The sequence below is a fragment of the Rhizobium sp. TRM95796 genome (assembly GCF_025779995.1).
Lineage (GTDB): Bacteria > Pseudomonadota > Alphaproteobacteria > Rhizobiales > Rhizobiaceae > Rhizobium_E.
In genome coordinates this window covers 223,622-241,959 of record NZ_JAOXHE010000009.1, presented here as the reverse complement: position 1 = coordinate 241,959, position 18,338 = coordinate 223,622, and the positions used below count along the sequence as shown (strand labels likewise).

The 18,338-nt window shown below is 64.4% G+C and carries 16 protein-coding genes; 14 read left to right on the top strand and 2 right to left on the bottom strand.

The genetic code is table 11. The features are described 5' to 3' along the window. The first annotated feature begins 7 nt into the window (after positions 1 to 7). From OCK01_RS19490 to OCK01_RS19475, 4 genes are read left to right on the top strand one after another with little or no spacing between them, the layout of a single operon-like run. Complete coding sequence (locus OCK01_RS19490; RefSeq protein WP_263825370.1) at positions 8 to 1,210, top strand: acyl-CoA dehydrogenase family protein; 1,203 nt, start codon at positions 8 to 10, stop codon at positions 1,208 to 1,210. Then, positions 1,207 to 1,926 (top strand): 3-oxoacyl-ACP reductase FabG, encoded by a 720-nt coding sequence (gene fabG / locus OCK01_RS19485; protein ID WP_263825369.1) that lies wholly within the window; start codon positions 1,207 to 1,209, stop codon positions 1,924 to 1,926. The genes OCK01_RS19490 and fabG overlap by 4 nt, the downstream gene beginning before the upstream one ends. A 22-nt stretch (positions 1,927 to 1,948) precedes the next feature. Continuing rightward, positions 1,949 to 3,553 carry an AMP-binding protein gene (locus OCK01_RS19480; RefSeq protein WP_263825368.1) on the top strand — a complete coding sequence of 535 codons (1,605 nt, stop codon included), beginning with the start codon at positions 1,949 to 1,951 and terminating at the stop codon, positions 3,551 to 3,553. 17 nt (positions 3,554 to 3,570) lie between these two features. Then, a complete protein-coding gene (locus OCK01_RS19475; RefSeq protein WP_263825367.1) occupies positions 3,571 to 4,611 on the top strand; it encodes a phosphotransferase family protein in 1,041 nt (346 codons plus the stop codon). A gap of 2 nt (positions 4,612 to 4,613) precedes the next feature. On the opposite strand, the gene OCK01_RS19470 is transcribed toward OCK01_RS19475, so the two are convergent. Together OCK01_RS19470 and OCK01_RS19465 are read right to left on the bottom strand one after the other, a co-directional pair. Next, positions 4,614 to 5,705 carry an SDR family oxidoreductase gene (locus tag OCK01_RS19470; RefSeq protein WP_263825366.1) on the bottom strand — a complete coding sequence of 364 codons (1,092 nt, stop codon included), beginning with the start codon at positions 5,703 to 5,705 and terminating at the stop codon, positions 4,614 to 4,616. A gap of 20 nt (positions 5,706 to 5,725) precedes the next feature. Next, positions 5,726 to 7,099 (bottom strand): PLP-dependent aminotransferase family protein, encoded by a 1,374-nt coding sequence (locus OCK01_RS19465; protein ID WP_263825365.1) that lies wholly within the window; start codon positions 7,097 to 7,099, stop codon positions 5,726 to 5,728. A gap of 147 nt (positions 7,100 to 7,246) precedes the next feature. Between OCK01_RS19465 and OCK01_RS19460 the strand changes: the two genes are divergently transcribed. The 10 genes from OCK01_RS19460 to OCK01_RS19415 all read left to right on the top strand — a co-directional run bounded on the left by OCK01_RS19460 (position 7,247) and on the right by OCK01_RS19415 (position 18,337). Then, the gene (locus OCK01_RS19460) at positions 7,247 to 8,743 is read left to right on the top strand and encodes an ABC transporter substrate-binding protein (RefSeq protein ID WP_263825364.1); all 1,497 of its coding nucleotides are present in this window, start codon (positions 7,247 to 7,249) and stop codon (positions 8,741 to 8,743) included. Between the two features lie 98 nt (positions 8,744 to 8,841). After that, positions 8,842 to 9,810, top strand: coding sequence for a carbohydrate ABC transporter permease (locus OCK01_RS19455; RefSeq protein ID WP_263825363.1), 969 nt, complete (start codon positions 8,842 to 8,844; stop codon positions 9,808 to 9,810). After that, positions 9,807 to 10,667 (top strand): carbohydrate ABC transporter permease, encoded by an 861-nt coding sequence (locus OCK01_RS19450; protein WP_263825362.1) that lies wholly within the window; start codon positions 9,807 to 9,809, stop codon positions 10,665 to 10,667. The genes OCK01_RS19455 and OCK01_RS19450 overlap by 4 nt, the downstream gene beginning before the upstream one ends. Positions 10,668 to 10,678: 11 nt before the next feature. Beyond that, positions 10,679 to 11,836: an ABC transporter ATP-binding protein gene (locus OCK01_RS19445; protein ID WP_263825361.1), complete on the top strand. Its 1,158-nt coding sequence runs from the start codon at positions 10,679 to 10,681 to the stop codon at positions 11,834 to 11,836. Between the two features lie 7 nt (positions 11,837 to 11,843). Then, the gene (locus OCK01_RS19440; RefSeq protein ID WP_263825360.1) at positions 11,844 to 13,373 is read left to right on the top strand and encodes an FGGY-family carbohydrate kinase; all 1,530 of its coding nucleotides are present in this window, start codon (positions 11,844 to 11,846) and stop codon (positions 13,371 to 13,373) included. Further along, a complete protein-coding gene (locus OCK01_RS19435; protein ID WP_263825359.1) occupies positions 13,370 to 14,902 on the top strand; it encodes a xylulokinase in 1,533 nt (510 codons plus the stop codon). Before OCK01_RS19440 ends, OCK01_RS19435 begins: the two co-directional genes overlap by 4 nt. Before the next feature lie 10 nt (positions 14,903 to 14,912). Next, a complete protein-coding gene (locus OCK01_RS19430; RefSeq protein ID WP_263825358.1) occupies positions 14,913 to 15,590 on the top strand; it encodes an HAD family hydrolase in 678 nt (225 codons plus the stop codon). Next, entirely contained in the window at positions 15,587 to 16,495 is a 909-nt protein-coding gene (locus OCK01_RS19425; protein ID WP_263825357.1) for an SMP-30/gluconolactonase/LRE family protein, read from the top strand. Before OCK01_RS19430 ends, OCK01_RS19425 begins: the two co-directional genes overlap by 4 nt. Positions 16,496 to 16,515: 20 nt before the next feature. Then, the gene (locus OCK01_RS19420; protein WP_263825356.1) at positions 16,516 to 17,358 is read left to right on the top strand and encodes a transketolase; all 843 of its coding nucleotides are present in this window, start codon (positions 16,516 to 16,518) and stop codon (positions 17,356 to 17,358) included. Next, a complete protein-coding gene (locus tag OCK01_RS19415; RefSeq protein ID WP_263825355.1) occupies positions 17,351 to 18,337 on the top strand; it encodes a transketolase family protein in 987 nt (328 codons plus the stop codon). Before OCK01_RS19420 ends, OCK01_RS19415 begins: the two co-directional genes overlap by 8 nt. Position 18,338 lies beyond the last annotated feature (1 nt).

Here is an 18,338-nt window from a genome sequence, read left to right as displayed (position 1 = left end):
GGACGCCATGGACTTTTCAATCTCCCCCGTCGTCGAGGACCTCAGGATCCGCATCGCCGCCTTCGTCGAGACGGAGATCCTGCCGCTCGAAGCCGATCGCTCAACCTATGACGAGCATGGCAACATCCGAATGGATCTTCTCGACGGCGTCAGGGCCAAAGCCAAGTCTGCCGGATTATGGACGTTGCAGCTCGACCGGCCGGGCCGTCCGGCGATCGGTCGGATGGGCATGGCCGTGTGCTATGAGGAGATGAACCGGTCGATCTTTGGCCCGGCCTGCTTCAACTCCGCCGCACCCGACGACGGCAATATGATGGTTCTCGACGCGACGGCTACGCCGGAGCAGAAGTCGACATGGCTGACGCCGATTGAAACAGGCGCGGTCAAATCCGCCTTCGCCATGACCGAGCCGCATCCCGGCGGCGGCTCCGATCCGTCGATGATCCAGACTTTCGCCGAAAAGCAGGGTGACCGCTATATCGTGCGGGGCCGGAAATGGTTCATTACCGGGGCCGAGGAGGCGAGCCATTTCATCCTCGTCGCCCGCACCTCGGATGATCCGCGGCATGGATTGACCGCCTTCCTGTTTCACAAGGACCAGCCGGGCTGGCGCATTGTCCGCCGCATCGGCATCATGGGGCCGGAAGAACATGGCGGCCATTGCGAGCTCGAATTCGATGGCCTGGAAATTCCTGTCGAGAATGTGCTGCTCGGCGAAGGCAAAGGCTTGAAGGTCACCCAGATCCGCCTCGGTCCGGCGCGGCTCACCCATTGCATGCGCTGGTTGGGTCTCTCGAAGCGCTGCGTGGAGATCGCCACCGCCTATGCCGCCGAGCGCCACGGCTTCGGCGTTCGTCTCGCCGATCGCGAAAGCATTCAGATGATGCTCGGCGAGCTCGCCATGGGCATCGAGATCGGCCGTCTGCTGGTGATGAAGGCGGCCTGGGAGCTCGATCGCGGCGGCTTCGCCCGCAAGGAAGTGTCGATGGCTAAGATCCATGTCGCCAATCTCCTGCACAAGGCGGCGGACACCGCTATCCAGATCAACGGCGCCCGCGGCTATTCGACAGACACGGTTCTGGAATGGATCTATCGCTATGCGCGTCAGGCGCGGCTGGTGGACGGCGCCGACGAGGTTCACAAGATGGTGTTGAACCGTCATCTCGAAGACCAGGGCCGCGGCTTCTGGCGCTGGGAGATCGGCGCATGAGCCCGACGCCGCCAGGCCGGATCGCCATCGTCACCGGCGCCGCACGCGGCATCGGCGCTGCGATCGCGCACGCACTGACGGAGGTCGGCTGGCGTGTGGCTGGCGTCGACCGATCCTGGTCCGGAGAGGATGAAGCCTGCGCGATCCGCGAGACGCTTGATGTGACCGACTACGAGGCGGTGGCGAATTTGGTCGCCAGACTGGAGGCGGAGGGCGAGATCGGCCTTCTGGTCAACAATGCCGGCATCACCCGCGACGCCATCGCCCATAAAATGGACCCGGCTGATTTCCGTCTTGTGCTCGAAGTCAATCTTGTTGGCCCGTTCAATGCCTGCCGCGCGGTGCTGCCTGGCATGCGCGCCCGCAACGCCGGCAAGATCGTCAGCCTGACGTCGATGAACGCCCTGCGCGGCGCGGCGGGACAGGCCAATTACGCCGCAGCCAAAGCAGGCCTGATCGGCATGACGAAATCGATGGCGCTGGAAAATGCCGGCAAAGGCATTACCGTCAATTGCATCGCGCCGGGCTATATCGAGACGGAGATGACGCGGGCCATTCCAAGTCAACTTCGCGAGGCGGAGCTGGCGCGCATTCCGGCGGGTCGGGTGGGAACGCCGGAGGATATCGCAGGGACTGTCGTGTTCCTCGCCTCGCCGGCGGCCGATTTCATCACCGGCCAGGTGATTTCCGTCAATGGCGGGCAATTGATGCCCTAGACATCGCGCATGGGAGGAAACGATGCGACTGGAGGCACATCTGGCGCGGCGGGAGGCCAATCACCGGCCGCTGACGCCGCTCGACTTTCTCGCCCGCGCGGTCACGGGCTTTCCGCAGCGCAAGGCCGTCGCCTGGCGCGACCGGACGCTGAGCTATGGCGAATTCGGCAGTCTCGTCGCGGCCATGGCGGATCATCTCCGGCAGAACGGCGTGGGTCCCGGCGACGTGGTGTCGGTCATGTCGGGCAATCGGCCGGAAATGCTGGCCGCGCATTACGCCGTGCCGATGGTCGGGGCGGTGTTGAACTCCATCAACACAAGGCTCGACGCCGCCACGGTGCGCTACATCCTCGATCACTCCGAGAGCCGGCTGGTCATCGCCGATCCCGCCTCCTTCGCTCTCGCTTCGGCTGCTGCGCGCGAAGCGGGCGTGCCCGTCTTCCGCCTTGTCGATCCCATGGCGCCCGCAGTGGATGATCTCGATCTCTTTTCGACTGACGCCGCGCTGCCCCGCGATCTCGCCGCCGCCATCACCGACGAATGGCAGCCGATCTGCCTCAATTATACCTCCGGAACCACAGGCACGCCGAAAGGCGTCGTCTATCACCATCGCGGCGCCTATCTGAACGCGATCGGCAATGTGCTGGCGCTCGGGCTCGGGGTCGGAATGCGTTATCTCTGGATCCTGCCGATGTTTCACTGCAACGGTTGGTGCCACACCTGGGCGGTGACGGCGGCGGGCGGGCTGCATGTCTGCCTCGACCGGGTCGATCCGGCCGAGATCTTCGCCGCGATCGAACGCTACGCCATCACCCATATGGCCTGCGCGCCGGTGGTTCTCTACATGCTGCTGAACAACCCGGCCCGCGCGAGCCGCGACTCCGCCCGGCGGGTGACGGTGGCGACCGGCGGCGCCTCGCCCACCAGCGCGTTGATCCTCGAAATGGACGCGCTGGGCTTCGACCTCATCCATCTCTACGGACTTACCGAATCCTTCGGCCCTGTGACGATGCGCGGCCTGAGCGAAGCCGAAAGCGAGCGGCCCGTCTCGGAACGCGCCACGCTTCTCGCCCGCCAGGGCAGCCGCCATCTCACCGCCAACCAGGTGCTGATCGCCGATGTCGAGGGGAATGAGACGCCCTGGGATGGCGAGACTGTCGGCGAGATCCTGCTGTCGGGCAATACGCTGATGGCCGGCTATTATCGCGACGCCGACGCCACATCCGCAGCCTTCGCCGCCGGACGCTTTCATACCGGCGATCTGGCCGTGCGGCATCCGGATGGCGATATCGAGATCCGCGATCGCTCCAAGGACGTCATCATCTCCGGCGGCGAAAACATCTCGAGCCTGGAGATCGAGAGCGTGCTGCACCAGCATCCGGGCGTACTGATGGCGGCGGTCGTCGCCGCGCCGGATGACAAATGGGGCGAAATCCCCGTCGCCTTCATCGAACCGCGATCGGATCAGCCGCTGTCGCCTGAGGATCTCAAGGCGTTCTGCAGGGAGAGGCTGGCGGGATTCAAACTGCCGCGCCGCTTCCTGTTTCGCGAATTGCCCAAGACGGCGACCGGCAAGATCCAGAAATTCGTCCTGCGCGACATCGCCCGCGACGGCGAAGAGCCCTGAACGACAGGATCGACAGCATGCAGAATGGCTTTCCAGACATCGATTTCGACTCACGGCGCCTTTCGGATTATCTCGACCTGCGCATGGGCGGCGGGGCCGAGATATTGTTGACCCGCATCAGCGGCGGGCAATCCAATCCGACCTATTTCCTCGATCGCGGCGGCGAGCGTTTCGTGCTGCGCAAGAAGCCGGCGGGTCCGATCCTGCCCGGCGCTCATGCGATCGAACGCGAGTTTCGGGTGCTCACCGCGCTGCACGGCACGCAGGCGCCTGTGCCCAGGCCAGTCCTGATCGAAGAGGGCAGCGAAGTTCTCGGTACGCCGTTCTATCTGATGGAGCGGGTGGAGGGACGCGTCTTTTCCGATTGCGCTCTGCCGGAGTTGGACCGCGAGGAGCGCGCACCCCTTTATCTCGCCATGGCCGAGGCGCTCGCGAAGCTCCACGCCATCAGGCCCGACGAGGTGGGATTGTCCGATTACGGCAAGCCCGGCAATTATTTTGAACGGCAATACAACAGGTGGGGCCGGCAATGGCGCGAATCCCCGAGCGAACGGATCGCGGCGCTCGATAGGCTCGCCGAATGGCTCGGCGCCAATCTGCCTGAGGACGACGGCGCGACATCGATCGCCCATGGCGATTTTCGACTCGGCAATATGCTGTTTCATCCGACCGAGCCGCGTGTGGTGGCCATCCTCGACTGGGAACTATCGACGCTGGGACATCCGCTGGCCGATCTCGGCTTCTGCGTCATGCCCTGGCACACCGCGCCCGACGAATATGGCGGCATTCTCGGTCTCGACCGACAGGCGCTCGGCTTGCCGGAGGAGCGGGAATTCATCCGCCATTATTACCGGCACGCCATCCCGACCCCGGCGCTGACGCCCTTCCATGCCGCCTTCGCTTTGTTCCGCTTCGCGGTGATCTTCGTCGGCATCGCCGACCGCGCTCGCGCCGGCACTGCCGCGTCGAGCGATGCGGCCGATGTCGCGCCGCTGGCGCAGAGTTTCGCCGAGCGCGCCATGGAGATCATCGAAGGGCGGCAGCCCTTCGACACATAAACTCACGCCGGCGGCAGGATGCGTTCTTGCTGCAGTTGCGCGAAGATCTGATCGAACATCGCCTCGGTGTCCATGCAATCGTGAAACCCGTGCTGCCGCGCCTTGATCGTCGAGACGATGGAGTGGTGGGGATAGGTCTTTCCATAACGCAACAGGTAATCCATGAACTGCCAGGAAGAGACGATCTCGGCGTAGCTGTAGGGCCTGAGGCCATGCTTGCGCACGATCCTATCCCAGACCTGCCCCTTGTCCGCCATCACCTCCGCAAGTGAAAACGGATGCGCCACGCCAGGCTCGACGCCGAAGCGGCGGGCGATCGAGGGCCAGATGGTCGGCCAGGAAAAGCAGTCGCCATTGGCGATGTTGTAGATCTCGCCGCGGCAACGCGGCTCGCTGCCCGCCCATTTGATGGCGCGTCCCAGGAGCCCGGCGTCGACGGCCTCCTGCAGGCAGGCGGGACCGCCCGGAAACCGCAGCGGCTGGCCGAGTTCACGGCAGATCGAGGCATAGACGCCGAGCGCGGTGACCGCATTCATCGGATTGCCGAGCGCAAAGCCGCAGACGATCTGCGGCCTGAGCACGGTGATGTGAAAGCCGTCCTCCGCCGCCCTTTGGCGCGCCAGATCCTCCTGGTCGTAGTAGAAGTTCGACGCGATGAAGCGCGGATCGCTCTCCCGCGCCGGCATGCGGTAAGCGCCGTGATGAACGCCGTAAGCCTTGGTGCCCTGGAGAAGCGTCAGATGCGTGACGCCGGATTGCGCCGACCTCAGCGCGTCCAGCAGGGTTTCCAGCATTTGCCTGTTGCGGCCGATCTGGCTTTCCGAAGTCCAGCCGGAGACGAGGCTCGCTTCTTCCTGCAGCGCCGCGAAAACGACATGGGTGATATGCCCGGCCTCCGCAATGGCGCGCGACGTCTCCGGGCCGTCGAGAAGATCCACCGAGATCCAATCGTCAGCAGCGGTCGTCTCGGGGCGTCGTCGCGATAGACCGATCACCCGCCATGCCGGATCTGCGGCATAGACGTCGAGCGTCGCGCGGCCGACGACGCCAAGCGCGCCTGCGATCAGAACGGTTCCTCCTTCCATTCCCGGCATGGCTTCCTCCCTTTGCGTTGTTATCCTTCGAAATTGCCTTTCGGCTGGGCGTTCAAAAGCCTCTCAAGGCGCTCGCAGGCCATCTGCAGGGTCTCAACCGACGAAGGCGAGCCGATCACCAGACGCACCGCATGCGGCATCGTCCGCCGGCCCACCATGAAACTATGTGTCGGCGCGATCGACACGCCGAGGCCGGCGGCGGCGTTGACGAAATCTTCCGCCCGCCATTGCTCCGGCAGAGACAGCCAGACATGCGGACTGGCGACATGGGTGCGGGCGGCGCTGAGCATCGGAAAGGTTGCGAGAAGCGACAGGCGGCGGATATTTTCGGCCTGCTGCCAGCGGATCATCGAATCAAGCCGGTTGTCCGCCACCCAGCGCATGCCGATTTCGACGGCGATCAGCGAGGCCGAGCCTGTGGACATGCCGACGCCGGATTGCGTGCGCGCGACGTCAGCGAGCGGCGACACGAGACAGCCAACCTTCATTCCCGGCCCCGAGATCCGGCCAAGACTGGTGATGAAATGGGTGCGTTCGGGCGCGATCGCGGCGATGGGCGGCTCGTTGCCCTCGCTGAACAGCGTGCCGTAGATATCGCTTTCGATGATCGGCAAATCGTGGCGGCGAGCGATCTCGGCGATGGCGATCCGCCGCTCGGCCGGCAGCGTCGCATTGGTGGGGTTCTGCGCGCGCGGCGTCACATAGATGGCCGACACCGGATGATCGCGGCAGAGTTCCGCGAGGCTTTCCGGGATCATGCCATTCTCGTCGATCGCCACGCCCACGAGTTTGCGGTCGAGATAGCTGGCCACCGATTTCATCCGCGGATCGGTAAGTTCTTCCGTCGCAATAGTCTCGCCGGCATGTGTGAGCGTCGACAGCGCCGCCATGGTCGCATGCTGGCCGCCATTGGTGATGATGATTTGGCCGGCTGTGGCGGCAAGGCCGAAGCGCGCCAGCCAATCCGCCATCACCTCCCGGTGGCGCATGGTGCCGGCTGTGGGGCTGGCGCCCAGCAATTGCTGCGGATGATGCTCGGCGATGATCGTCTTCAGCGTGTCGGCGAGCGTGGTGTCGATATCCGGCACCGGCACCTTGTATGTCGAGAGGTCGATTGTCTCCGCCAGCGGCGCTTCAGACGAGGCGTTAACCATTCGCCCGCCGGCGATAAACGTGCCGCGCCCGACATGGCTGACGACGAAGCCCTGCTGTTCGAGCTGCGTATAGGCGCGACCCACCGTTGCGATTGCCACACCAAGCTGGTGTGACAATTCCCTCTGCGGAGGCAAGCGCTCGCCTGCCACGAGTTTTCGTCGTGCAATCGCATCGACGATCGCCGAGACGATGGCGGCATATCCAGGTTTTTCGCCGAATTGTATCTCTTTTATGCTCATGTAAGTAGGTCAATATTTTTATTGTCATAGTCCAATAACATGGCTACCGTATTTGGGAAAGCAAATTCTGTCGATCGACGGTTGGAGGGCCGGAGATCAGCCATGGCAGGATCGCTGACAAGCATCCGTTTCCAGGAGGAGAGAAACATGCATCGTATATTCAATCGCCCGAAATCCCAGGAAAGAGATCTCGACATTTTGTCGAGCGTCGATACCCGCGGCATCATTTCCCGCCGCGAGCTCATGCGCCGCGCCAGCCTGTTCGGCGCCGCTGCGACCCTGTCGACCTTCGGCGGAATTCTCAAGGCCGGCGCCCAGGAAGGCGGCGGCAAGGTGACCGTCGGTCTCGACTCCGGCGCGTTCACGCCGATCCTCAAGACCTTCGCACCGGAATTCAAAAAGGCCACGGGCATCGAAGTCGAGTTCGCGTCCTATCCGCTCGGCAATATGTATGACCAGAACCTGCTGGCGCTGCGCCAAGGGACCGCGCGCTTCGACGCCTTCGATTTCTGGCCGAACTTCGTCGGCGACTTCGGCCCCTTCCTGACGCCGCTCGAAGAGGTGGGCTCGCTTGAGGAGCTCAACTTCGCCGATATCGCCAAGCCGTTTCAGCAGCTGAATTATTACGAGAACAAGCTCGTCGGCGTGATGATCGACGGCGACATGTTCATCAACACCTATCGCACCGACCTCTTCGAAAACGCCGAGGAGCAATCGGCCTTCAAGGCGAAATACGGCTACGATCTCGTCCCGCCGAAAGGCTATAAAGAATATCGCGACACCGCCGAGTTCTTCACCCGGCCGGACAAGAACCTCTACGGCATGGTGGAAGTCACCAGCTTCTTCGTCTACGCCTTCTTCATCAACCAATTAGTCCAGCTTGGCTCGGAAAAGGGTGTTCGTTACGGCGAGCTGTTCGACGCCGAGATGAAGCCGCAGCTGTCGAACGAGATCGGCGAAGAGGCGCTGCGCCGCTATGCCGAGATGACCGCCTTCATGCCGAAGGATCTCGCCCAGGCCATGCCGTGGGATGTCGGCCGCCAGATCTTCTTCGAGGGCAAGGTCGCCCAGGCGAATTGGTGGACCGACATGCCCAAGGGCGCCGCCGATCCCAAGATCTCCAAGGTCGCCGGCAAGGTCAAATGCGCGAGAAGCTGGGGCGACGTCACCGTCCTGCCCTATGGCCGCGCCATGGGCATCGCCGCCAACTCGAAGAACAAGGAAGGCGCGTTCAAGGCGATCGCCTGGATGCAGCAATCGGTCAACGCCAATCGCTGGGTCGCCGAAACCTTCGAGCAATCGCTGATGGATCCCTGGCGGATGAGCATGTTCGACGATCCCAAGAGCACCTTCCCGCTGCAGGCCGAGTCCGGCTTCGCCGACAACTTCGCCTCCGTCAGCAAGGAACTGCTGGCGAGCCCCAAGGCCTATCTCGACATCTCCATCCCCGGCACCAACCGCTACCTGGCGTCCATGATCCAGCACGTGCAGCGCGCGGTCACCGGCCAAGCGACGCCGAAGGAAGCGCTGGACGCGATGTCGACGGAGTTCGAGGAAACCACCGAGACCTATGGCCGCGATCGCCAGGTCGCCCATTACGACGAATATCGTCAGCGGATGATCAAGCAGGGCTACTGGTCCTGATCCTCCCCAGCCGCCTCCGGCTTTGACCGGAGGCGCCCGATCGAACCGTGGAATCCCCGCGCGTGCGGGGATTCCGAACGCAGACCGGATTACCGACAATGGCATTTTCATCAATACCGACGACGGACGACGGCGCCGAGCGGCGCGCCACCTGGCTGTTGCTGGGCCCGGCGCTGGGCTTTCTGACGCTCATGTCGATCTGGCCCTTCGCTTATCTGATCTACGCGTCCTTCACCTCGTATCAGCTGGCGATCCCGATCCCGATCGAATGGGTCGGCGTCAAGAATTTCATGCGGGTGATGTCCAGCGCCCGTTTCTGGAGTAGCCTCGGCATAACCGCCGTCTTCGCGCTGATCGCCGTTCCCCTGCAGATCGCGCTGGGCCTCGCCTTGGCCATGCTGCTGAAATCCGTCACCCGCGGTCGCGACATTTACGCTTCGCTGTTTCTCATTCCCATGATGGTGGCGCCGATCGTGGTGGGCTTTTCGTGGAACCTGTTCCTCAACCCCATCTACGGTCCGCTCAACGCTTTTCTGAAGGGCGTCGGCTTTTCGCCCCCGGCGTGGGCGCAATCGCCTGATTGGGCGCTGCCGACCCTGGTTCTGGTCGACACCTGGCAGTGGACGCCCTTCGTGATGGTGGTGCTGCTTGCCGGCCTGCAGGCCATTCCGAAGCGGGTCTATGAGGCCGCGCGCGTCGATGGCTCCAGCCGTCTCCAGACGTTCTGGCACATCATGCTGCCGATGCTCGCCCCCTATATGACCGTCGCCTTCGTGCTGCGCTTCATCGACAGCTTCCGCGTGTTCGACATCATCTATATCCTGACGCGCGGCGGACCGGGCACGTCAACCCAGAATCTCGCTTATTACACTTATGACGTGGGCTTCGGCCGCTTCGAATTCGGCATGGCCGGCGCTCTGTCCATCATCCAGCTCGTGCTCCTGACTGTCGGCACCATGTCGATCCTGGCGCTCGCGAAACGCCGCGCCCAGCCGCCGCGCGAAGCGGAGCTGCCGCCCACCATCAAGCCCTTCCGGTCCACCGCCGCCATGGGAGCCAATTCATGAGTCCGACCGTGCTTCCCGCAGACGACGAGAAGACGTCCACCGCAGCCTGGGTGGCGATCGTGGGCCGCCATCTCGTCATCATCCTTCTCCTCGCACTGTTCCTGTTGCCGCTGGCCTGGCTGTTGCTCACCGCGTTCAAGCCCTATGCGGAACTGTTCACCAGCCCGCCGAGCGTGATCCCCGTCAATCCAACGCTCGTGAATTTTTCCGAAGGCTGGTCCATCGGCGGCGGCAAGGGCATCATGGACAGCCTGATCGTCTCGTCGATCTCGACGCTTCTGTGCCTGCTGCTCGGCTTTCCAGCCGCCTATGGCCTGGCGCGACGCTTTCCGCCGCATGGCCAGCTCAGCTTCACCATTCTGTCGCTCAGGATGATGCCGCCGATCGTGCCGGTCATCGGCTTCTACCTGCTCTTTCAGGAACTCTCCCTGTTCGACACCTATACGGGGCTGGTGATCGTCTACACCTTCATGAACCTGCCGCTGGTGATCTGGCTGCTCGCCGAGTTCATCCGCCAGATCCCGACCACCTATGAAGAAGCCGCGCGCATCGACGGCGCGCCCTGGCACCGCCTCGCCTGGGATGTGCTGTTGCCGCTTTCCGCGCCGGGCATTCTGACCGCCGGCATACTTTCGATGATCTTCGCCTGGAACGAGTTCCTCTTCGCGCTCGTGCTGACAGGCGAACATGTGATCACGCTGCCCAAGGCGCTGGCGAGTTTCTTCCTCTTTCAACAGCCGAACTGGGGCCAGCTGGGCGCCATCGGCATCGTCGCGACGGCCCCGCTTCTCGTCCTGTCCTATTACATGCAGCGGTTCCTGATCCGCAGCTTCAGCGTCGAACTCGGCGGCCGGTAAGGAGTATTTCCATGGCAAAAGTCACCCTCTCTGGCCTCAACAAATGGTATGGCGGCGTCGTCCATGCCGTACAGGACATCTCCTTCGAAATCGCCGACGGCGAGTTCTTCGGCCTGCTCGGCCCCTCCGGCTCCGGCAAGACCTCGGTGCTGCGCATGCTTGCGGGCCTGGAAAAGCCGACCTCCGGCACGATCGCCTTCGACGGCGTTCCCGTGGAGCGCCAGACGCCGCAGGCCCGCAACGTCGCGATGGTGTTCGAGCAGAACGCGCTATACCCGCATATGACCGCGCGGCAGAACATCTCCTACCCCTTGCGTATCAGGGGTCTCTCCAAGGGCGAGATCGACGCCAAGGTCGGCGAGGTCGCCGACATGCTCAACATCCGCCATTTGATCGATCGGCGCGCCTCGCAGATGTCGGGCGGACAGCAGCAGCGCGTCGCCATCGCCCGGGCGCTGGTGCGGCGGCCGAACCTGCTCTGCCTGGACGAGCCGATTGCGCATCTCGACACGCTGTTGCGCGCCCGCCTCCGCGGCGAACTCAAGCGCCTGCAGCGTTCGCTCGGCACGACATCGGTCATCGTCACCCATGATCCGATCGAGGCGATGACGATGACCGACCGGATCGCGGTGATGCGCGACGGCGTCATGCAGCAGATCGGCTCAGCCGACGAAATCTACAATCGCCCCGTCAACGCCTTCGTCGCCCAGTTCTTCGGCCTGCACTCGATGAATGTGCTCGAGATCGACCGGATCGACGACGGCGCCGCGCTGTCGGGACACTGCGGCGGCGAGGCCGTGAGCCTGCCGGATATCGTGCGCGGCCATGTCGGCGCGGATCGCAAGCTGGCGCTCGGCGCGCGGCCTGCGGGGGTCGCGGTTCACAAGCCCGGCGAGATGGCGCGCGACAGCAAGCGCCTGATGCTGCCCGGGCGCGTCTATGTCGCCGAGCAGCTCGGCGATTCCCTGCTGGTTACCGTCCAGGCAGGGGAGACGACGCTGCAGGCGATGACCGCGCCCGACCGCCGCTTCGGCATCGACGAGCCGGTGGAAATCTCCATCCGCGAGGATAGCCTTTACGTTTTCGAGGGCGCGGATCGCCGCACGGTCCGTCACGCCGCCGGCGCGAGCGGCGCCATCGTCGACCGTCTCCTGGCGAATTACGCGTGAGGCGGCGATGGCGTTCGTTCTAGGCATCGATAAGGGAACATCTGTCGTCAAGGCCGTGGTCTTCGACGAGGCGGGCGCGGCGCGCGGCCAGGCGCAGAGGCGCGTCGGCGTCCTGTCGCCACGGCCGGGCTGGCATGAAGAAAGTCCCGACGCGACCTGGGACTTGACCGCGGCGGTCATTCGCGAGGCGATCATCGGCGCAGGCATCGAGGCCAAAGACATCAAAGGCGTCGGCATCTCCGGCCATATGGGCGGCGCCTGGCTGATCGACAGCGAGGGACGGCCGACGCGCAATGCGATCTGCTGGCCGGACGAACGCGCCCAGCCCGACCAGATGGAGATCGAGCGCGCGGGAAAGACGCGGGAGATCTTCGCCATCTCCGGCAACGGGTTGATGCCCGGCATCACCGCCATGCTGCTCGGCTGGCTGTCGAAGCACGAGCCGCAAATCGTCGCCGACACACGCCATGTTCTCTGCGCCAAGGATTATCTTCGCTTCCGGCTGACTGGCGACATCGGCACAGACCCGTCGGACGTCTCCTTTGTCCCCGGAGACATCGACGCCAGAGGATTCTCGAACCACGTCCTGGACCTCTGCGGCGCATCCGCCTGGATCGAGAAACTGCCGTCGATCGAGCCGTCCGAGGCGATTGCCGGAACCGTCACCCGCATGTCGGCAGAGGAGACGGGCCTGGCCGAGGGCACGCCTGTCGTCACCGGCCTGGGCGACGCCTGCGCCAATGCGCTGGGCGTCGGCGCGCTGTCTCCTGGCGCTGCCCTGACCGTGCTCGGCACCAGCTGCCTCAATAGTCTCGTGACCGCAGGTCCTGATCGGGCGCCGGAGGGGCTCGGCTTCCTGTTCTCGATGCCCGGCGGCCATTATGTCCGCATCCTGCCCAACACATCGGGCACCATCGCCTTCGACTGGTTTCTCGACCGCTTCGGCGCGCCATTGACTTCCGACGGCAAGCCGGATTTCACCGCGCTCGCCGCGCAAGCGGCTTCGGCTCCGATCGGCAGCCAGGGCGTGATCTTCATTCCCTATGTCAATGGCAGCGGCGTTCTCGCGCCCTTTCATGACGCCCAGGCGCGCGGCGGCTTCTTCGGCACGGGCAGCCACACGACCTATGACCACCTGTTGCGGTCGGTCTATGAAGGCCTCTGCTTCGCCACCCGCGACTGTTTCGATGCGATGACCACCCGTCCCCGGACTTTGACGCTGACAGGCGGCGGCGCGCGCAGTCCCTTCTGGGCGCAACTTTTCGCCGATGTGCTCGACCTGCCGATCGAGACCGTCTCCGCGGAAGAATCCGGCGCCTTCGGCGTCGCCATGCTGGCCGGCGTCGCCACCGGCGTCTGGAAGGATCTGGACGAAGCCGCGGGCTGCAACAGGGTGACGGCGCGCTATGAGCCCGATGCCCAGCGCTCTGCAGACTATGACGACTGGTTCGGCCTCTATCAGGACGCGCGCGACGTCTACAGGCGCTATTCCGCCCGTCGCGCCGCGCTCAAGACAGGTCCGGAGGTCGCGGCATGAGCTATGTTCTCGGCATAGACAAGGGCACCACCACCACCAAAGCATCCCTCTTCGATGTCGCCGATGGACGCGTCGTCGCCACCGCGCGACGTCCGACCACCTCTTTCCGCCCACGCCCGGAATGGCATGAGGAGGATATGGAGGGCACATACGACAATGTCGCCGCCGCGATCCGCGAGGCTCTCGCCTCCAGCGGCATCGCTGCGGCCGAGATTGTCGGCGTCGGCGTCTCCGGCCATATGGGCGGCCTCTGGGCGGTAGACCACCATGGCAACCCCGCCGGTCCCGCCATCGCCTGGCCCGACAGCCGCGCCGCTGGTCTCCTCGATCGATGGAAGGCGGACGGGCGTGTGGATCGCCTGTTCCAGATCTCCGGCAACGCGCCGATCCCTGGCCTGCCACTGGTGCTGCTCGCTTGGCTGAAAGAAAACGATCCCGAATTCTATGGACGCATCGACAAGGTGATGCTCGCCAAGGACTATGTGAATTACCGGCTGACCGGCGTGATGGCCACAGACGAATCCGATCTCTCCTTCCTGCCTTGCGATATCCGCACGCGCGGGCCCTCACGAGAGCTCTTCGATCTCGCCAGCATCGGTGATGCCTTCGGAAAACTGCCGCAGGTGCTCGAAATCGGGGAGATCGTCGGGAAGGTCAGCGCGAAAGCGGCAGCCGAAACCGGGCTTCTGGAAGGCACGCCCGTCGTGACGGGCGCAGGCGACGCGGTGGCCGCCGCCATCGGCGTCGGAGCGCTCCGCGCCGGCCAGGCGGTGACGGTGATCGGCACCTCCTTCATGAACAATCTGACCGTCGATGCGCCGCTCTTCCAGCCCGAAGGCGTCGGCTTTCTCTTCCTGATGCCGGGCGGCCGCTGGCAGCGGCTCATGTCCAACACCGGCGGCGGCTCGCTCTGCCTCGACTGGATAGTAGAGGCATTCGGCGCCAAAGCCTTCACCGGCGATGATCGTTTCGAAAAAGTGGAACGCGAGGCGCGCGCCGCGCCGCCGCTCGGCAACGGCCTGTTCATCCATCCCTATTTCAACACGTCGGGCATGACCGCGCCGCGGCATGATCCCCATGCGCGCGGCTCGATCTTCGGCCTCGACGTCAACGCCTCGCCCGCAACGTTGGTCCGCGCGGTGATGGAAGGCGTCGCCTTTTCGATGGTCGATTGCTACGGCGCGCTCGATGCGCCGGTCGACGAAATTCTGATCACAGGCGGCGGGGCGCGCTCCCGTCTCTGGCGGGAAATCTGCGCCGCGGCCATGAACAGGCCGCTGGCGTCGCCCGAGGCGGAGGAGACCGGCGCCCTGGGCGTCGCTCTTCTGGCGGCCTGCGCTTCGGGCGCCTATCCGAGCCTCGAAGACGCCGCCCGCGCCATGGTGCGCATCGCCGAAACCGTGCAGCCCGATCCCTGCCTCGCCGAGCGCTACCGCGCCGCCTATCCGCTGTTCCGCGACCTCGGCGCGGATCTCACCCCTCTCTACAAGCGGCGCGCGGCCTTGCTCGATCGCGCCCGCAAAGCATGAAAGCCTCGTCATGACAGCGTCCTCAAAGACCCACATCCTCTTCGATCTCGACGGGACCCTCGTTGACACCCGCGCGGCGGTGACGGAGTGCTATTCGATCGTGTTCCGCGAGGAACTGGGCTCGCCGTTTCCGCCGCCCGGTTTTCCAGTCGGCGAGCTTTTCGCCATGCGGCCGCCGGAAGTCTTCGCAAGCGTCGCGCCCGACAAGGTCGAAGTCCTGCATGCCGCCTATCGCGCCGCCTATCCCCGCTGCGCCTCGCTGGTGAAGGTCTTTGCCGGCGTTCGAGACCTGATCCTCGGCCTGCGCCAGTCCGGCCGCAAGCCTTCGATCGTTACAAACAAGGGGCTGGAGCGCACGCTGATCGATCTCAAGGTCGCCGATATTCCCGCCGACGCTTTCGAGGTCATCGTCACAGCGGAAGATACGATCGACCGCAAGCCGCATCCGGCGCCCATCCTGTTCGGCCTCGACAAGGCTGGGGCGGACGCGTCCGACGCCATCTATGTGGGCGACGGCCCGCAGGATGTGCTGGCCGCCCGCGCCGCCGGTCTCGACGCCGTCGCCGTCACTTACGGATTTTACGCGAGCGAGACGCTCGCTCAGCTCGAGCCAGACCATCTCGTCGACGACGTCGCGAGCCTCGCCCAGGCGCTCGGCGTCACCACGCCTGCGGAGGTCGCAGGATGACGGATCTTACGCTTCTCACCGACGGTCTAGCCTTTCCGGAAGGCCCGGTGCTGATGCCGGACGGCGCGATCGTATTGACGGAAATCGCCTCCGGCCGCCTCACGCATGTGGCCGCGAACGGCGACAAGAGCACGCTCGCCGAAACCGGCGGCGGGCCGAACGGCCTCGCGCTCGGGCCCGACGGCTTTCTCTATGTCTGCAACAATGGCGGCTTCGAATGGAGCCGCGGTCCCGATGGCCTGAGGCCGGTCGGCAAGGCGGCGGATTATTCCGGTGGTCGCATCGAGCGGGTCGATCCCTCAACCGGCCGCGTCGAACGTCTTTACGACCGCTGCGGCGATGTTGCGCTATCGGCGCCGAACGACATCGTCTTCGATCGACATGGCGGTTTCTATTTCACCGATCACGGCCACCGGAAGGGACGCAGCCTCGAATTCGGCGCGGTCTATTACGCCAAGACCGATGGCAGCTTCATCCGTGAAATCGCTTTCCCGCTGGTCGGCCCGAATGGCGTCGGACTGTCGCCGGATGGCGAGAGGCTCTATGTCGCCGAGACGTCGTCTGGACGGCTATGGTCCTGGCGGATCACCGCGCCCGGCGAAGTGGCAAAGCCGGAGTGGCCATCGCCCACAGGCGGGGATCTGACCGCCGGGCTGCCCGGCTTCCAGCGCTACGACTCGCTGGCGGTCGAGGCGAACGGCAATATCGCCATCGCCACTTTGCGCTTGGGCGGCGTCGTCGTCGTCTCGCCCGAGGGCGCTGAGGTCGAGCGGGTTTCGATGCCCGACCCCTACACCACCAATCTCTGTTTCGGCGGGCCTGATATGCTCACCGCCTTCATCACCCTTTCCAGCAGCGGCCGTCTGGTCGCCAAGCCTTGGGCTCGACCCGGGCTCGCCCTTTAGCATTCAGAGGAGTTTCCTTCATGGCAGTCCTGAACCATCCCCCCGCCGCGCCCGACATCGCGGCGCTGAAAGGCCGCGCGCTGAATTTGAGGCGCAAGATGATGGCCATGGCCAGCGGCAAGGGCGAAGGCTATATCGCCCAGGGCCTCGGCATGGCCGATTGCCTGGCGTCGCTCTACTTCCATGAAATGCGCTACGATCCGGAAAATCCGCAGTGGAAGGAGCGCGATCGCTTCGTTCTCTCCACCGGCCACTATTCGATCGCCATGTATGCGGTGCTGGCCGAAGCCGGCATCCTCTCCGCCGACGAACTGACGACCTACGGCCTCAACGGCTCGCGGCTGCCGATGAGCACCTTCGACGATATTCCGGGTGTGGAGATGGTCGGCGGTTCGCTGGGCCATGGCCTCGGCCAGGCGGTCGGCATGGCGCTGGGGCTCAAGCTCGACGGTTCCTCGGCCCGCGTCTTCTGCGAGTTCTCCGACGGCGAATTGCAGGAAGGTTCGACCTGGGAGGCCGCGATGGGCGGCGCCACCTTCAAATGCGACAACCTCGTCGCGATCATCGATTGCAACGGCATCCAGGCCGATGGCCCCGTGACGGTGCGGATCGAGCCCGTAGCCGACAAGATGACGGCCTTCGGCTGGGAGACGCTGGAGATCGACGGCAACGACATCGAGGCGCTGGTCGACGCGCTCGCCAGATTGAGAACTCCCAACGGCAAGCCGAAATGCATCGTGCAACGCACCACGCCGGGCGCGGGCGTGCCCACCATCATGGCCCGCGACCGGGCGCATTTCGTGCGCATCGACAATTCCGAATGGACCGCGCTGATCGACGAACTGGAGAGAGAACATGGCTGAGACACAGACCGTGAGCGGCCGCACGCGCGGCATGGGCGAAATCGTCGACGTCGCCGGCAAGGTCACCGAACTCGCCCCGTTCGGCAATACGCTGGCGGACCTGGCGCGCGAGCGGCCGGAGATCGTCGGGCTGACCGCCGACATGGGCCGCTATAGCGATATCCTGCCGTTTCGCGACGCTCATCCCATGAGGTTCTTCAATGTCGGCATGGCCGAGCAGAACCTAATCATGATGGCTGCCGGGCTCGCGAAGACCGGCAAGATCGCCTATTGCACCACCTATTCGGTGTTCATCACCCGCCGCGCCTATGATTTCGTGGCGATCGCCTGCGCCCATTCCATGGCCAATGTAAAGATCTTCGCCGGCATGCCGGGGCTGGTCAACGGCTATGGCGCAACGCATCAGGCGACCGAAGACCTCAACATGATGCGCGGGATCGCCGATCTCACCATCATCGACCCCTGCGACGCCACCGAACTCAAGCAGGTGGTGCGCGCCGTCGCCGACATTCCCGGCACGGTCTATGTCCGCAATCTGCGCGGCAAGGTGCCCGTCGAACTCGACGCCGACTATCGCTTCGAACTCGGCAAGGCCAAGGTGCTCAGGCCGGGCCGCGATGTCGGGATCATCTCTACCGGCTATATGTCGGCGCGGGGATTGGACGCCGCCAAAGCCGCGCAGGCGCAGGGCGTCGACGCCGGCGTCTTGCATGTCTCCACCATCAAGCCCTTCGACAAGGCGGGCGTTCTTGACTTTGCGCGCCGCTTCGACCGCCTGATCGTCGCCGAAAACCACAAGACCTCGGGCGGATTGACGTCGCTGGTCGTCGAGGCGCTTTACGAGGCCGGCATGGTCAAGCCGCTCGTCAAGATCGGCCTCGAAGACAGTTTCTTCGAATGCGGATCACAGGAATATCTCGAGGCGAAATACGGCGTCGACACGCCGCGTTTCATCCGCGCCATCGTCGACGGCAAGTGAG

Excerpts from the sequence above, each read along its gene's own strand:
- fabG (WP_263825369.1), top strand. The coding sequence starts at position 1,207 with ATGAGCCCGACGCCGCCAGGCCGGATCGCCATCGTCACCGGCGCCGCA.
- OCK01_RS19490 (WP_263825370.1), top strand. The coding sequence starts at position 8 with ATGGACTTTTCAATCTCCCCCGTCGTCGAGGACCTCAGGATCCGCATC.
- OCK01_RS19455 (WP_263825363.1), top strand. The coding sequence starts at position 8,842 with ATGGCATTTTCATCAATACCGACGACGGACGACGGCGCCGAGCGGCGC.
- OCK01_RS19460 (WP_263825364.1), top strand. The coding sequence starts at position 7,247 with ATGCATCGTATATTCAATCGCCCGAAATCCCAGGAAAGAGATCTCGAC.
- OCK01_RS19430 (WP_263825358.1), top strand. The coding sequence starts at position 14,913 with ATGACAGCGTCCTCAAAGACCCACATCCTCTTCGATCTCGACGGGACC.
- OCK01_RS19470 (WP_263825366.1), bottom strand. The coding sequence starts at position 5,705 with ATGCCGGGAATGGAAGGAGGAACCGTTCTGATCGCAGGCGCGCTTGGC.
- OCK01_RS19425 (WP_263825357.1), top strand. The coding sequence starts at position 15,587 with ATGACGGATCTTACGCTTCTCACCGACGGTCTAGCCTTTCCGGAAGGC.
- OCK01_RS19450 (WP_263825362.1), top strand. The coding sequence starts at position 9,807 with ATGAGTCCGACCGTGCTTCCCGCAGACGACGAGAAGACGTCCACCGCA.
- OCK01_RS19435 (WP_263825359.1), top strand. The coding sequence starts at position 13,370 with ATGAGCTATGTTCTCGGCATAGACAAGGGCACCACCACCACCAAAGCA.
- OCK01_RS19445 (WP_263825361.1), top strand. The coding sequence starts at position 10,679 with ATGGCAAAAGTCACCCTCTCTGGCCTCAACAAATGGTATGGCGGCGTC.
- OCK01_RS19415 (WP_263825355.1), top strand. The coding sequence starts at position 17,351 with ATGGCTGAGACACAGACCGTGAGCGGCCGCACGCGCGGCATGGGCGAA.
- OCK01_RS19480 (WP_263825368.1), top strand. The coding sequence starts at position 1,949 with ATGCGACTGGAGGCACATCTGGCGCGGCGGGAGGCCAATCACCGGCCG.
- OCK01_RS19475 (WP_263825367.1), top strand. The coding sequence starts at position 3,571 with ATGCAGAATGGCTTTCCAGACATCGATTTCGACTCACGGCGCCTTTCG.
- OCK01_RS19465 (WP_263825365.1), bottom strand. The coding sequence starts at position 7,099 with ATGAGCATAAAAGAGATACAATTCGGCGAAAAACCTGGATATGCCGCC.
- OCK01_RS19420 (WP_263825356.1), top strand. The coding sequence starts at position 16,516 with ATGGCAGTCCTGAACCATCCCCCCGCCGCGCCCGACATCGCGGCGCTG.
- OCK01_RS19440 (WP_263825360.1), top strand. The coding sequence starts at position 11,844 with ATGGCGTTCGTTCTAGGCATCGATAAGGGAACATCTGTCGTCAAGGCC.